The 14310-nt window shown below is 73.1% G+C and carries 9 protein-coding genes and 1 pseudogene; 4 read left to right on the forward strand and 6 right to left on the reverse strand.

Going from position 1 to position 14310, the window contains the following annotated elements:
- The 6 genes from HPT28_RS25680 to HPT28_RS25705 all read right to left on the reverse strand — a co-directional run.
- Positions 1–1600 (reverse strand): NADH-quinone oxidoreductase subunit G (locus HPT28_RS25680; protein ID WP_219094242.1); only part of this gene is annotated, 1600 nt, incomplete at its 3' end.
- Entirely contained in the window at positions 1597–2955 is a 1359-nt protein-coding gene (gene nuoF / locus HPT28_RS25685) for an NADH-quinone oxidoreductase subunit NuoF (RefSeq protein WP_219094244.1), read from the reverse strand. The genes HPT28_RS25680 and nuoF, both read right to left, overlap by 4 nt.
- Positions 2952–3797 carry an NADH-quinone oxidoreductase subunit NuoE gene (nuoE, locus tag HPT28_RS25690; RefSeq protein WP_219094257.1) on the reverse strand — a complete coding sequence of 282 codons (846 nt, stop codon included), beginning with the start codon at positions 3795–3797 and terminating at the stop codon, positions 2952–2954. Before nuoE ends, nuoF begins: the two co-directional genes overlap by 4 nt.
- A 64-nt stretch (positions 3798–3861) precedes the next feature.
- Complete coding sequence (locus HPT28_RS25695; RefSeq protein ID WP_219094246.1) at positions 3862–4632, reverse strand: NADH-quinone oxidoreductase subunit C; 771 nt, start codon at positions 4630–4632, stop codon at positions 3862–3864.
- Positions 4629–5183: an NADH-quinone oxidoreductase subunit B family protein gene (locus tag HPT28_RS25700; RefSeq protein ID WP_219094248.1), complete on the reverse strand. Its 555-nt coding sequence runs from the start codon at positions 5181–5183 to the stop codon at positions 4629–4631. The genes HPT28_RS25695 and HPT28_RS25700 overlap by 4 nt, the downstream gene beginning before the upstream one ends.
- Before the next feature lie 44 nt (positions 5184–5227).
- On the reverse strand, positions 5228–5587 hold the full coding sequence (locus HPT28_RS25705) for an NADH-quinone oxidoreductase subunit A (RefSeq protein ID WP_219094250.1): 360 nt from the start codon (positions 5585–5587) through the stop codon (positions 5228–5230).
- Positions 5588–6274: 687 nt separating this feature from the next.
- On the opposite strand from HPT28_RS25705, the gene HPT28_RS25710 reads away from it, so the two are divergent.
- The 4 genes and pseudogenes from HPT28_RS25710 to HPT28_RS25725 all read left to right on the forward strand — a co-directional run.
- The gene (locus HPT28_RS25710) at positions 6275–6742 is read left to right on the forward strand and encodes a VOC family protein (protein ID WP_219094251.1); all 468 of its coding nucleotides are present in this window, start codon (positions 6275–6277) and stop codon (positions 6740–6742) included.
- 302 nt (positions 6743–7044) lie between these two features.
- Positions 7045–8295, forward strand: coding sequence for a cytochrome P450 (locus HPT28_RS25715; protein ID WP_308119527.1), 1251 nt, complete (start codon positions 7045–7047; stop codon positions 8293–8295).
- A gap of 41 nt (positions 8296–8336) precedes the next feature.
- Positions 8337–9563, forward strand: coding sequence for a cytochrome P450 (locus HPT28_RS25720; RefSeq protein WP_219094255.1), 1227 nt, complete (start codon positions 8337–8339; stop codon positions 9561–9563).
- Positions 9564–9734: 171 nt separating this feature from the next.
- Positions 9735–14310, forward strand: a pseudogene (locus tag HPT28_RS25725) (beta-ketoacyl synthase N-terminal-like domain-containing protein); the annotation flags it as partial.

The following is a 14310-nucleotide window of genomic DNA, read 5'->3' on the forward strand; positions in this document are numbered from 1 at the left end:
CCCCGGCCTCGACCGCCCCGCGCTCGCCCGCGCGGCGCGGCATCCACACCAGCCGGGCCCCGGTCGCCGTGGCCGCCCGCACCGCGGCCGTCAGCGCGCCCGGCACCCCGGCCAGCCGCTCGCCCACGAGGATGACGGCGCCCTCGGCGCGCAGCGCCTCGGCCGCCTGCTCACCCGTCGAGTCCAGCCCGACCCCGCCCGCGAGGGCGTCCAGCCACTCCGGCTCGGTGCCGGGCGCGGCGGGCAGCAGCGTGCCGCCCGCCTTCGTCAGGCCCCGGGTGGCGTGCGAGGCGACGGCGAAGGTGCGCTGGCCCGACTTCCGGTTCGCCTTGCGCAGCCGCAGGAAGACGCCGGGCGCCTCCTCCTCCGCCTCCAGGCCGACCAGCAGCACGGCCGGTGCCGCCTCCAGCGCCCGGTACGTCACGCCGCCCGAGTCCATGTCGACGCCGCGTCCGGCGACCCGGGCGGCCAGGAACTCGGCCTCCTCGGCGCTGTGGACGCGGGCGCGGAAGTCCACGTCGTTCGTGCCGAGGGCGACCCGGGCGAACTTGGCGTAGGCGTAGGCGTCCTCGACGGTGAGCCGGCCGCCGGTCAGCACGCCGGTGCGGCCCTTCGCCCCGGCCAGGCCCTCGGCCGCCACCTGAAGGGCGTGCGGCCAGCTCGTCGGCTCCAGCTCACCGCTCTCCGCGTCGCGGACCAACGGGGTGGCGAGCCGGTCGGGGCGCTGCGCGTAGCGGAACGCGAAGCGGCCCTTGTCACACATCCACTCCTCGTTGACCTCCGGGTCGTCCTGCGCGAGGCGGCGCATGACCTTGCCGCGCCGGTGGTCGGTGCGGGTCGCGCAGCCGCCCGCGCAGTGCTCGCACACGCTCGGCGAGGAGACCAGGTCGAAGGGGCGGGAGCGGAAGCGGTAGGCCGCCGAGGTCAGCGCGCCCACCGGGCAGATCTGGATGGTGTTGCCGGAGAAGTAGGACTGGAACGGCTCGTCCTGACCGGTGCCGACCTGCTGGAGCGCGCCGCGCTCCAGCAGCTCGATCATCGAGTCCCCGGCGATCTGGTTGGAGAAGCGGGTGCAGCGCGCGCACAGCACACAGCGCTCCCGGTCCAGCAGCACCTGGGTGGAGATCGGCACCGGCTTCTCGAAGGTGCGCTTGCGCCCCTCGAAGCGACTCTCGGCGCTGCCGGTGGACATGGCCTGGTTCTGCAGCGGGCACTCGCCGCCCTTGTCGCAGACCGGGCAGTCCAGCGGGTGGTTGATGAGCAGCAGCTCCATCACGCCGCGCTGCGCCTTCTCCGCGACGGGCGAGGTGAGCTGCGTCCTGACGACCATGCCGTCGGTGCAGGTGATGGTGCACGAGGCCATCGGCTTGCGCTGGCCCTCCACCTCGACGATGCACTGGCGGCAGGCGCCCGCCGGGTCGAGGAGGGGGTGGTCGCAGAAGCGCGGGATCTCGATGCCCAGGAGCTCGGCGGCCCGGATGACCAGGGTGCCCTTCGGCACGCTGATCTCGGCGCCGTCGATCGTCAGGCTCACCAGGTCCTCCGGCGGGCGCTCGGCCTCGCCGCCCCCGGAGGTCTTGGCGTCGGTGGTCACGGTCACGCGTTCACCTCCAGGTGTGCGTCGCTGTCGTCCCGGCCCGCGTCGTCGGCCCACACCGTGGACCTGGCCGGGTCGAAGGGGCAGCCGCGTCCGGTGACGTGCTGCTCGTACTCCTCGCGGAAGAACTTCAGCGAGGAGAAGATCGGGCTGGCCGCGCCGTCGCCGAGTGCGCAGAAGGACTTGCCGTTGATGTTGTCGGCGATGTCGTGGATCTTGTCGAGATCGGCCATCGTGGCCTTGCCCGCCTCGATGTCCCGCATGAGCTGGACGAGCCAGTACGTGCCCTCGCGGCAGGGCGTGCACTTGCCGCAGGACTCGTGGGCGTAGAACTCGGTCCAGCGGGTGACGGCGCGCACGACGCACGTCGTCTCGTCGAAGCACTGGAGCGCCTTGGTACCGAGCATGGAACCGGCGGCGCCGACGCCCTCGTAGTCGAGCGGCACGTCCAGGTGCTCGTCGGTCAGCAGCGGTGTCGAGGAGCCGCCCGGCGTCCAGAACTTCAGCCGGTGGCCCGGGCGCATCCCGCCGCTGAGGTCGAGGAGCTGGCGCAGGGTGATGCCCAGCGGCGCCTCGTACTGGCCGGGGTTCGCGACGTGGCCGGACAGGGAGTAGAGCGTGAAGCCCGGGGACTTCTCGCTGCCCATCGAGCGGAACCAGTCCTTGCCCCTGGCCAGGATCGCGGGAACCGAGGCGATGGACTCGACGTTGTTCACCACGGTGGGGCAGGCGTACAGGCCCGCGACGGCCGGGAAGGGCGGGCGCAGCCGGGGCTGGCCGCGGCGCCCTTCCAGGGAGTCGAGCAGGGCCGTCTCCTCACCGCAGATGTAGGCTCCCGCGCCCGCGTGCACGGTGAGTTCGAGGTCCTTGCCGGGCCCGAGCGCGTCCTTGCCGAGGTACCCGGCGGCGTACGCCTCGGCCACGGCGGCGTGCAGCCGCCGCAGCACGGGGACGACCTCGCCGCGCAGGTAGATGAACGCGTGCCCGGAGCGGATCGCGTGGCAGGCGATGACGATGCCCTCGATGAGGACGTGCGGGTTCGCGTAGAGGAGCGGGATGTCCTTGCAGGTGCCCGGCTCCGACTCGTCGGCGTTGACGACGAGGTAGTGCGGCTTGTCGTCGCCCTGGGGGATGAACTGCCACTTCATGCCCGTCGGGAAGCCCGCGCCGCCCCGGCCGCGCAGGCCCGCGTCCTTGACGTAGGCGATCAGGTCGTCCGGGTCCATGGCCAGGGCCTTGCGCAGGCCCTGGTACCCGTCGTGCCGCCGGTAGGTGTCCAGCGTCCAGGACTCCGGGGCGTCCCAGAAGGCCGACAGGACCGGGGAGAGCAGCTTCTCGGCGGATTCGGTCGTCGTCATCGCCCGTCCTCCTCGCGCTGGTCCTTCCCGCGGTCCTCCTCGACGGGCCCGGCGGGGTTGGCCGGGTCGGAGGCGGCCGTCTGCTGCGGCGCGTCGTGGGAGCTGGGGTGGCCGCCGAGCGGGCCGGGGGTCGAGCGGGTCGGCGGCGTCTCGGCGCGCGGGCCGACCACGCGGCCGGTGGGCGCCTCGCCCTTGGCCAGCCGGAGCCCGGCCAGCGAGGCGGGGCCCGCGCCGCCGGTGGCCTCGGTGGCGCCGGGGCGCTCGTCGGGGAAGCCGGCCAGGATGCGCGCCGTCTGCTTGAAGGTGCACAGCGGCGCACCGCGCGTGGGCCGCACCTCGCGCCCGGACCGCAGGTCGTCGACGAGCTCCTTGGCGGATTCGACCGTCTGGTTGTCGAAGAACTCCCAGTTGACCATCACCACGGGGGCGAAGTCGCAGGCGGCGTTGCACTCGATGTGTTCCAGCGTGACGGCGCCGTCCTCCGTCGTCTCCCCGTTGCCGACGCCCAGGTGGTCCTGGAGGGCGGCGAAGATCGCGTCGCCGCCGAGCACCGCGCACAGGGTGTTGGTGCACACGCCGACCTGGTAGTCGCCGCTCGGCCTGCGCCGGTACATGGAGTAGAAGGTCGCGACGGCGGTGACCTCGGCGGTCGTCAGGCCGAGCTGCTCGGCGCAGAACCGCATGCCGGTCGGCGTCACATGGCCTTCCTCGGACTGCACCAGGTGCAGCAGCGGCAGCAGCGCGCTGCGGCTGTCCGGGTAGCGGCCGATGATCTCCCCGGCGTCGGCGGCGAGCCGGGCCCGCACGTCGGCGGGGTAGTCGGGGGCGGGCAACTGCGGCATGCCCAGGCTGACCTCGCTCACCGGTTCGCACCTCCCATCTGTGTGGCCTGCGGAATGCTGCTCATTAGCTGTACGACCTCCGCTGGTCCGGCGCCGGGATCTGGGCGCCCTTGTACTCGACGGGAATGCCACCGAGCGGGTAGTCCTTGCGCTGGGGGTGGCCCTGCCAGTCGTCCGGCATCATGATCCGCGTGAGGGCGGGATGGCCGTCGAAGACGATGCCGAAGAAGTCGTAGGTCTCACGCTCGTGCCAGTCGTTCGTCGGGTAGACCTCGACGACGGACGGCACGTGCGGGTCGCTCTCCGGGACGGCGACCTCCAGCCGGATCAGCCGGTTGCCGTGGGTGAGCGAGCGCAGGTGGTACACCGCGTGCAGCTCGCGCCCCGTGTCGCCGGGGTAGTGCACCCCGCTCACGCCGGAGCACTGCTCGAAGCGCAGCGCCGGGTCGTCCCGCAGGATGCGGCAGACCTCCCTCAGGTACGCGCGCTCGATGTGGAACGTGATCTCGCCGCGGTCCACGACCGTCTTGGCGATCACGTTCTCGGGCACGAGCCCCTGCTCGTCGAGCGCGCCCTCGAGTTCGTCGGCCACCTCGTCGAAGTAGGAGCCGTAGGGGCGGCTGGAGGCACCGGGCAGCCGCACGGTCCGCACGAGGCCGCCGTAGCCCGAGGTGTCGCCGCCGTTGTTCGCGCCGAACATGCCGCGGCGGACGGCGATGGTCTCGCCCGCGCCGTTCCGGGCCGCCGGCAGTGAGGTGCCGTTGGCCGCCTCGGGCGCCGCGTCGTCGGCGTCCCGCCGGCTGTGGTCCTTCTCGCGGCCCTTGTCGTCCGTCACCGCAGGAGCCCCTTCATCTCGATCGTCGGGAGCGCCTTGAGGGCCGCCTCCTCCGCCTCCCGGGCCGCCTGCTCGCGGTTGACGCCGAGCTTCTCGTCCCGGATCTTCTCGTGCAGCTTGAGGATGGCGTCCAGGAGCATCTCGGGCCGCGGCGGACAGCCGGGCAGGTAGATGTCCACGGGCACGACGTGGTCGACGCCCTGCACGATCGCGTAGTTGTTGAACATGCCGCCCGACGAGGCGCACACGCCCATGGAGATGACCCACTTGGGGTTCGGCATCTGGTCGTAGACCTGCCGCAGCACCGGCGCCATCTTCTGGCTCACCCGCCCGGCCACGATCATCAGGTCCGCCTGGCGCGGCGAACCGCGGAAGACCTCCATGCCGAAGCGGGCCAGGTCGTACCGGCCGGCGCCCGTCGTCATCATCTCGAAGGCGCAGCAGGCCAGCCCGAACGTCGCCGGAAACACCGAGGACTTGCGCGCCAGGCCCGCGGCCTTCTCGACGGTGGTCAGCAGGAAGCCGCTCGGCAGCTTCTCCTCGATTCCCATGTCGCTCCCCTATCCCTTGTCCGCCGGGCCGCGGAATCCGCCGGTCAGTCCCACTCCAGACCACCCCGGCGCCAGTCGTAGGCGTAGGCGACGCCGATGAGGCCGACGAAGACCAGCATCTGGACGAGGCCGAACATCCCCAGGGCGTCGAAGTGGACGGCCCAGGGGTAGAGGAAGACGATCTCCACGTCGAAGACGATGAAGAGCATCGCGGTGATGTAGTACTTCACCGGGAAGCGTCCGCCGCTGACCGGCATCGGAGTGGGCTCGATGCCGCACTCGTACGCCTCGAGCTTGGCGCGGTTGTAGCGCTTCGGACCGATGATCGAGGCCATCACCACGGAGAACACCGCGAAGGCCGCGCCTAGGGCTCCGAGCACGAGGATGGGCACGTAGGCGTTCACCGCACCTCGCTCCTTCCAGTCGCCGATGACTAGCTGGGGTCCGCTGCGAGCCGGCTCCCCGCCCCAGGAGGTTGCAGAGGTCGTGCAATTGTGAGGCAGTTCACAAGCCCGAGTCGGGTGCATCCTATGCCCCGGGCTCTGTGACATGCGACACGGGGTACAGGACCGACTTTGTGATCTTCAACACCTGTGGCCCGTCCGTGCGATGCGCGAAGAGAGGATCTTCATACGCGAAGCCCGCGAACGGTCACTGCACGTGATTTTTCCACCCTTCGCCGCTGATCGAAAGGGGTTCGACTAGCAAAAGATGCACTAGACATGCAAATTCGCAATGGACAGGGTCGAGTGCTAAAGCGCTGCGCTCAAGCCCCGCTCGCGCCCCGGTCCCGGGGCTCGGGGCTCCCGCTTGTGCGTGCCCGCACAAGGCCGGGCCCCGCAGGGGCGCGGGGAACTGCGCGACCAGCCACACGCGCCGACGGCCCGCGACGGGCAGGAGGGGGCACCCCGAGCCCGGGCGCACCCGGCGCCGGGGGCTGTGCTTGCCAGCCCCGCGCCTCCGCGCAGACCTCCCAAACGCGCGCGGGGGCGCCGCGGCGATGAGTTTCACGGGTGCGGGCCGTCGGTACTCGGTGCAGGCCCCCGGCGGGCCCGCGCACGGTTCGGCCCGGACACGCGAAGGAGCACGTCATGCCCGCCATCACCCCCAACCTGTGGTTCGACACCCAGGGCGAGGAGGCCGCCGAGTTCTACTGCTCGGTCTTCCCCAACTCCAAGATCCACACCGTCAGCCACTACAACGAGGCCGGTCCGCGGCCCGCCGGCACCGTGATGACCGTCGACTTCGAGCTCGACGGCCAGCGCTTCACCGCTCTCAACGGCGGCCCCGAGGTCACCTTCAACGAGGCGCTCTCGCTGCTCGTCGAGTGCGCCGACCAGGAGGAGGTCGACTACTACTGGTCCCGGCTCTCCGAGGGCGGCGAGGAGGGCCCGTGCGGCTGGCTCAAGGACCGGTTCGGACTGTCCTGGCAGATCATCCCCAAGCGGCTGGACGAGCTGGTGCGCGACCCGGACCCGGCCCGCGCGGCCCGCGCCATGACGGCGATGCTGGGCATGAAGAAGATCGACGTCGCCGCGCTGGACGCCGCCGCCGGCTGAGCCGCGGCGCACGCTTGGGGCGTCTGCGCCGGAGGCGCAGGGCCGGCAGGCGCGGCCCTGCGCCTCCGGCACCGGGCGCGCCCCGGGTACGGGGTGCCCCCTGCGCGCGCGTCGCGGGCCGACGGTGCGCTGTGACCGGTCGCGCGGTTCCCCGCACCTCCTTTCGGGACGCGGGGAACTTCCAGTGGTTACTGGCCAGTTGGCGTCACGACGGCAGCGGAACGACGCTTGTGAAGCCGAACACAGATGGATAGCTTGCTTCCAAGCAATGCACGCCGGCCATGCCGCGAGGGGGATGCAGGGTGACGGAGCAGGCTGGGCTGCCGACGGTTCTGGGCGGCTTCGATCTGACGGATCAGGCGGAGTTCGCGAAGGGCTTCCCGCACGAGGTCTTCGCCCGGCTCCGCGCCGAGGCCCCGGTGCTGTGGCACCCGCCGGGCCGGACGGCCGACGGGGAGGGCTTCTGGGTCCTCAGCGGCTACGCCGACCTGAAGGAGGCGGCCGAGGACCCGGTGTTCTCCTCCCAGGGCGGGGGCGGCCGGGAGGGCGGCGGCACCCACATCGACGATCTCAAGACCGGCGTGCACGCCGGGGTCCTCATCAACATGATCGACGACCCCCGGCACGAGCTGATCAAGACGCTCGTCAGCCCGCCCGTGGCCCGGCGGGCCGTCGAGACGCGGCTGCCCGAACTCCGCGCCGTCGCCGAGCGGTACGTGGAACAGGCCGTCCGCAAGGGGTCCGCCGACTTCCAGCCCGACGTCTCGGCGCCGTACGCCATCGAGTGCATCGCCCGCGTGCTCGGCGTCCCCGAGGCCGATCTGCCCCAGCTCATCGAGTGGGGGCAGGCCGTCTCCGGCTTCGACGACCGCGCCTCCGGCAAGGTCAACGAGAACTCGGCCAAGGTGCAGTACGCCATCTACGAGTACGGGCAGTCGCTCATCGCCCGGAAGCGGGCCGAGCCGCACACCACCGACGACCTCATGTCCGTCATGGCGCGGGAGGACATCCCCGGCGACACCCCGCTCACCGAGTACGAGCGGGAGGCGTTCTTCAACCTGCTGCTCCTCGCCGGGAGCGAACCCGCCCGCAACACCATGGCGGCGGGCGTCCTCGCGCTGGCCGAGCACCCCGAGCAGTGGGAGGCGCTGCGCGCGGACCGGTCGCTGCTGCCCGGCGCCATCGAGGAGATGCTGCGCTGGTCCTCCCCCACGCCGTACAACCGGCGCACCGCGACCCGGGACACCGTCTTCCGGGGCACCGAGATCAGGGCGGGCGAGAAGGTCACGTTCTGGTGGGCCTCGGCCAACCGGGACGCGTCCGTCTTCGCCGAACCGACGACGTTCGACATCCGCCGCTCGCCCAATCCCCACCTGGCGTTCGGCCACGGCACACACTCCTGCCTGGGCGAGCAGCTCGCCCGCCTCGAGATCCGGCTGCTGCTGGAAGCGCTGCTGGAGCGGGTGCGGGAGATCAGGATCACCGGGCCCGTCGAGTGGGCCCCGAGCAACAAGCACACCGTGACGCTGCGGATGCCCGTGGAACTCGCCTGACGGCGGGTCCCGCAACACAGTTTCGAGAGCGGGGGATCACCATGACAACGCCTGAGATCGACCCGGGCTTCTTCAGAGAGCTGCTGCCCTTCGATCCGTTCGACCCGGGGTTCCACGCGGACCCCTACCCGGTCTACCGCGAGGTCCGCGAGCGCGGGCCCGTGGTCCGCACACCCATGGGGCTCGTCGTGCTCGCCGGGCACGCGGAGTGCGCCGCCGTACTCCGGGACGCCCGGTTCGGCTGGGGCGACGGCGCCACCGTCGCCGAGCACTTCAGCCAGGCCCCCGACGGCACGGTCGTGCGGCCGTTCATCTTCATGGACCCGCCGGACCACACCCGCATCCGGTCCCTCGTCGGCAGCGCCTTCGCCGCCCGCCGCGTGGACACCCTGCGCGGGCGCGCCCGCGAACTGGTCGCCGAGCTGCTGGAGGCCGCCAAGGGCGACGGCCCGGTCGACCTGATGTCCGCCGTCGCCCACCCCCTGCCGGCCATCCTGCTCGGCGAACTGCTGGGCGTGCCCGCCGAGCACCACGAGCGCTTCCGCCGACTGTCCGCCGACATCGCGCACGGCCTCGACCCGAGCTTCTTCCTCGCCCCCGACGAGGTGGCCCGACGGGACGCCGCCCGCGCCGAACTGGGCGAGTACTTCACCCAGCTGGCCGCCGAGCGCCGCGCGCACCCCGCCGAGGACCTCATCAGCGAGCTCGTCGCGGCCGAGGAGGACGGCGAGCGCCTCACCGAGCACGAACTGATCGTCACCTTCACCCTGCTGCTGTCCGCCGGCTACGCGACGACCGTCAACCTCATCGGGAACGGCGTCCTGGCCCTGCTGCGCAACCCCGAACAGCTCGCCTGGCTGCGGGCCAACCCGGACGGCGTCGGCGGCGCCGTGGAGGAGCTGCTGCGCTACGACCCGCCGGTGCAGATGATCTCGCGCACCGCCCTGGAGGACGTCGAGCTGGCGGGCCAGCCCATCGCCGCGGGCGAGCAGCTCATGCTGATGATCGGCGCCGCCGGCCGGGACCCGGGCGTCCACGACGAGCCGGACCGGCTGCTGCTGTCCCGCCGCACGGAACGCAACCTCGGCTTCGGCCTCGGGGCACACTTCTGCGTCGGGGCACCCATGGCGCGGCTCACCGCGCAGGTCGCCATCTCGGCGCTGGCCGAGCTGGACCTGACGCTGGAGACCCCCGAGCCCGCCCGGTCCCCGTACATCATCATGCGCGGCCTGCGGGAACTCCCCGTCCGGATCGCGCCGCGCGGCTGACCTCCCGAACCCCCAGCTGTCGCCCCCTCCCCACGCACACCTCGTCCGAGCATCGCCCACGGGCCCCGCACCACCCCGACGCCGGGCCCGTGGCACCGCACGACACCTGCCGGGTCACAGAGATCACCGGCCTGCCCGAACGGGACCGGTGGTCGGGAAGTCGAAGGGCTGATGACCGACATGCCAGCCAGCAGCAGCACGGACAAGCGCATCGCGGTGGTGGGCCTCGCCTGCCGCGTCCCCGGAGCGACGGACCGGGACGCGTTCTGGCGGCTGCTGCGCGACGGAGCCGAAGCCGTCACCGAGGCGCCCGCCGGGCGCGGCCTCGGCACCGGGCAACGCGGCAAGTTCCTCGACGCCGTCGACGGCTTCGACGCCGCCTTCTTCGGCATGTCCCCCCGCGAGGCCGCGGCCACCGACCCACAGCAGCGCCTCGTCCTGGAGCTGGCCTGGGAGGCCCTGGAGGACGCCGGGGTCCGCCCCGAGCGGCTCCGCGGCAGCGGCACCGGCGTGTTCGTCGGCTCGATGGCCGACGACTACGCCAAGCTCCAGCACGCCCTGGGCGACGCCACCCCGCACACCACCACCGGGCTCAGCCGTGCCGTCATCGCCAACCGGCTCTCGTACCTGCTCGGCCTGGCCGGGCCCAGCCTGACCGTCGACACCGCGCAGTCCTCCTCGCTCGTCGCCGTCCACCTCGCGGTGCGCAGCCTGCTCGACGGCGCCTCCCGACTCGCCCTCGCCGGCGGCGTCCACCTCAACCTGCTGCCCGAGGGCTTCACCGCCGCCGAACTCTTCGGCGCCCTCTCCCCCGGCGGCCGCTGCCGCACCTTCGACGCGGACGCGGACGGTTACGTGCGCGGCGAGGGCGGAGGCGTCGTCGTCCTCAAGCGGCTGACCGACGCCCTCGCCGACGGCGACCGCGTCCACGGCGTCATCCTCGGCAGCGCCCAGGGCTCCGGCACCGGTCCGACGCTCACCGCACCGCACGCCGCAGCCCAGGAGGCGGTCATTCGCGGCGCCTGCGCGGACGCCGGAGTCGCCGCGGAGGACATCCAGTACGTCGAACTCCACGGCACCGGGACGCCCGTCGGCGACCCCGTCGAGGCGGCGGCCCTCGGCGCCGCCCTGGGCTCCGCACGCCCCGCCGACGCCGGGCCACTGGCCGTCGGCTCCGTCAAGACCAACATCGGTCATCTGGAGGGAGCCGCGGGCGTCGTCGGGCTCGTCAAGGCCCTGCTGTGCCTGCGCCACCGGCAGCTCGTGCCCAGCCTCAACTTCCGCCGCCCCGCCCCCGGTATCCCCCTGGGCGAGCTCGGACTCACCGTCCAGACCACCACCGCGCCCTGGCCCCGCCCCGACCAGCCGCTCGTCGCCGGGGTGTCCTCCTTCGGCATGGGCGGCGCCAACTGCCACGTCGTCGTGGGCGAGGGCCCCGCGGACGGGCGCCGGGCGGGCGAGGAGGAGGGGGCCGGGGCACGCGTGCTCCCCGTGCTCGTGTCCGCCCGCGACGAGGACGCCCTGCGCGCCCAGGCCACCCGGCTCCGCGCCCACCTGGACGCCGCCGACCCGCGCCCCGACACCCTCGACCTCGCCGCCTCCCTGGCCACCACCCGTTCGGCCTTCGAGCACCGCGCCGTCCTCCTCGCCGACGGCCACGACACCCTGACGGCCGGGCTCGCCGCCCTGGCCGAGGGCCGCGAAACCCCCGGCCTCCTCCGCGCCGTCACGCGGCCGAACGCCACCGGCACCACCACCGATCCGGGCTTCCTCTTCTCCGGGCAGGGCAGCCAGCGTCCGGGCATGGGCCGCGAACTGTACGCCGCCTTCCCCGTCTTCGCCCGGGCCCTCGACACCGTGTGCGCCGCGCTCGACCCCCACCTCGAACGCCCCCTGCGCGACCTCCTCTTCGCCGGGCCGGACAGCGCGGAAGCAGAGCTTCTGCACCGCACCGAGTACGCCCAGCCCGCCCTCTTCGCCATCCAGACCGCGCAGTTCCGCCTGCTCGACCACTGGGGCGTCCGGCCCCGGGCTCTCCTGGGCCACTCCGTCGGCGAGCTCAGCGCCGCCCACTGCGCCGGCGTGCTCACCCTCCCCGACGCCGCGCTCCTCGTCGCCGGACGCGGCCGGCTCATGCAGAGCATGCCCGACGGCGGCACGATGACCGCCGTCCAGGCCACCGAGGAGGAGGTCACGGCACAGCTGCGGGACGGGGTCGCCGTCGCCGCCCTCAACGGCCCCCTGGAGACCGTGATCTCCGGGGACGCCGACGCCGTCCGGGCCGTCGCCGAGCACTTCCGCGCACAGGGCCGCAAGACCACCGGCCTCCGCGTCAGCCACGCCTTCCACTCCGCCCACATGGACGGCATGCTCGACGCCTTCCGGCGGCTCGCCGCAGGCATCGTCCACCGGGCCCCGGAACTCCCGCTGATCAGCAACGTCACCGGTGAGCTGCTCGCACCCGGCGAACCGGGGGCCGACGCCGACTACTGGGTCCGGCACGTCCGCGGCACCGTCCGGTTCCACGCCGGGCTGCACGCCCTGCGGCGCATCACCCCCTCGACCCTCGAACTCGGACCCGGCGCCACCCTCACCACCCTCGCCCGGCACCCCCACGGCGTCCAGGCGCCCACCCTGCGGCGCGGCCAGCCCGAAGCCCGCTCACTCCTCACCACCCTCGGCACCCTCCACGCCCACGGCCAGCCCGTCGACTGGGACACCTTCTTCGCGGACCTCGGCGCCCGGCGCGTCGACCTCCCCACCTACCCCTTCCAGCGCACCCGGCACTGGCTGCCGCTCCGGGAGACCACGGCGCCGGACGCGGACCCGGCCACGGACGCGGACGCGGACCCGGCCACGGACGCGGAATCCGGGGCGTCTCCGGGCCCGGTGCCCGAGAGCGGACCCACGGCGGGCGCCGATGCCCGGGTCCCCAGCCGCCCGGAGGCACGGAAGCGCCCCGAGGACGCCCTCGCCCTCGTCCGCACCCACACGGCCGCCGTCCTCGGGTACGCCACGGGGGACGAGGTCACCGCCGACCGCACCTTCCGCGACCTCGGCCTCGACTCCTACGGCAGCGTGGAACTCCGCGACCGGCTCGCCCGGGTGACCGCGACCGACCTCCCGAGCACCGTCCTCTTCGACCACCCGACGCCCACCGCCCTCGCGGACCACCTCCACACCCTCCTCACCGGCACCGAGGAGCCCGACGGGGCCCTCGCCACGTCCCGGCGCCCCGCACACCCGGACGCCGACGGCCAGGAGGACGACCCCGTCGTCATCGTCGGTATGGGCTGCCGCTACCCCGGAGCCGTCTCCTCGCCCGAGGAGCTGTGGCGGCTCGTCCACGAGGAGCGCGACGCCATCGGCCCGTTCCCCACCGACCGCGGTTGGAACCTCGACGCCCTCCACGACGAGGACCCCGACAATCCCGGCACCACCTACGCCCGCGAAGGCGGCTTCCTGGACGACGCCGACGGCTTCGACGCCGAGTTCTTCGGGATCTCCCCGCGCGAGGCCCTCGCCATGGACCCGCAGCAGAGGGTCCTGCTGGAGGCCGCCTGGGACGCCTTCGAGCACGCGGGCCTCGACGTCACCGCGCTGCACGCCAGCCGCACCGGCGTCTTCGTCGGCACCACCGCCCTCGACTACGGACCGCGCATGCACGAAGCGGCCGACGGGCTCGACGGCTACGTCCTCACCGGCACCACCCCGAGCGTCGCCTCGGGCCGGATCTCCTACACCTTCGGGTTCGAGGGTCCTGCGGTGACGGTGGACACCGCCTGTTCCTCCTCACTCGTCGCCCTGCACCTCGCCGTCCAGTCCCTGCGGTCCGGCGAATGCGACCTGGCCCTCGCGGGCGGCGTCACCGTTCTCTCGACCCCGGGCATGTTCGTCGAGTTCAGCCGCCAGCGCGGCCTCGCCCCCGACGGCCGGTGCAAGCCCTTCGCGGCGGCCGCGGACGGCACCGGCTGGGCCGAGGGCGCCGGGCTCCTCGTCGTGGAACGGCTCTCCGACGCCCGCCGCAACGGCCACACCGTCCTGGCCGTGGTCCGCGGCACCGCGACCAACCAGGACGGTGCCAGCAACGGACTCACCGCCCCCAACGGCCTCTCCCAACAACGCGTCATCGCCACCGCGCTGGCCAACGCCGGGCTGCGGGCCGGNCGCCGTCGAGGCCCACGGCACCGGCACCACCCTCGGCGACCCCATCGAGGCCCACGCCCTCCAGGCCGCCTACGGCACCGGCCGCGAGTCCGGCCAACCCCTGTGGCTCGGCTCGGTCAAGTCCAACATCGGCCACACCCAAGCCGCGGCGGGCGTCGCAGGCATCATCAAGATGGTGCAGGCCATGCGGCACGGGCAACTGCCCAAGTCCCTGCACATCGACCAACCCACCCCACACGTCCCGTGGGACTCCGGCGCCCTCCGCCTGCTCACCGACTCCCGGGCCTGGCCCGACACCGGACGCCCCCGCCGCGCCGCCGTCTCCTCCTTCGGCATCAGCGGCACCAACGCCCACGTCATCCTCGAACAGGGCGACCGGCTCCCGGACGACGCCACGGCAGCCGCTGAGCCCGAGCCCGCCGAGCCGGTGTACCTGCCCCTCAGCGGCCGGAGCCGGACCGTCCTGCGGGACCAGGCCCGACGTCTCCACGCCCACTGGCAACGGCGCCCCGGCCTGGCTCCGTCAGCGGTCGGTCGCTCGTTGCGTGCTCGGGCCCGGTTCACCGAACGCGCCGCCGTC

Source organism: Streptomyces sp. JJ38, assembly GCF_019303475.1.
Classification (GTDB): domain Bacteria; phylum Actinomycetota; class Actinomycetes; order Streptomycetales; family Streptomycetaceae; genus Streptomyces.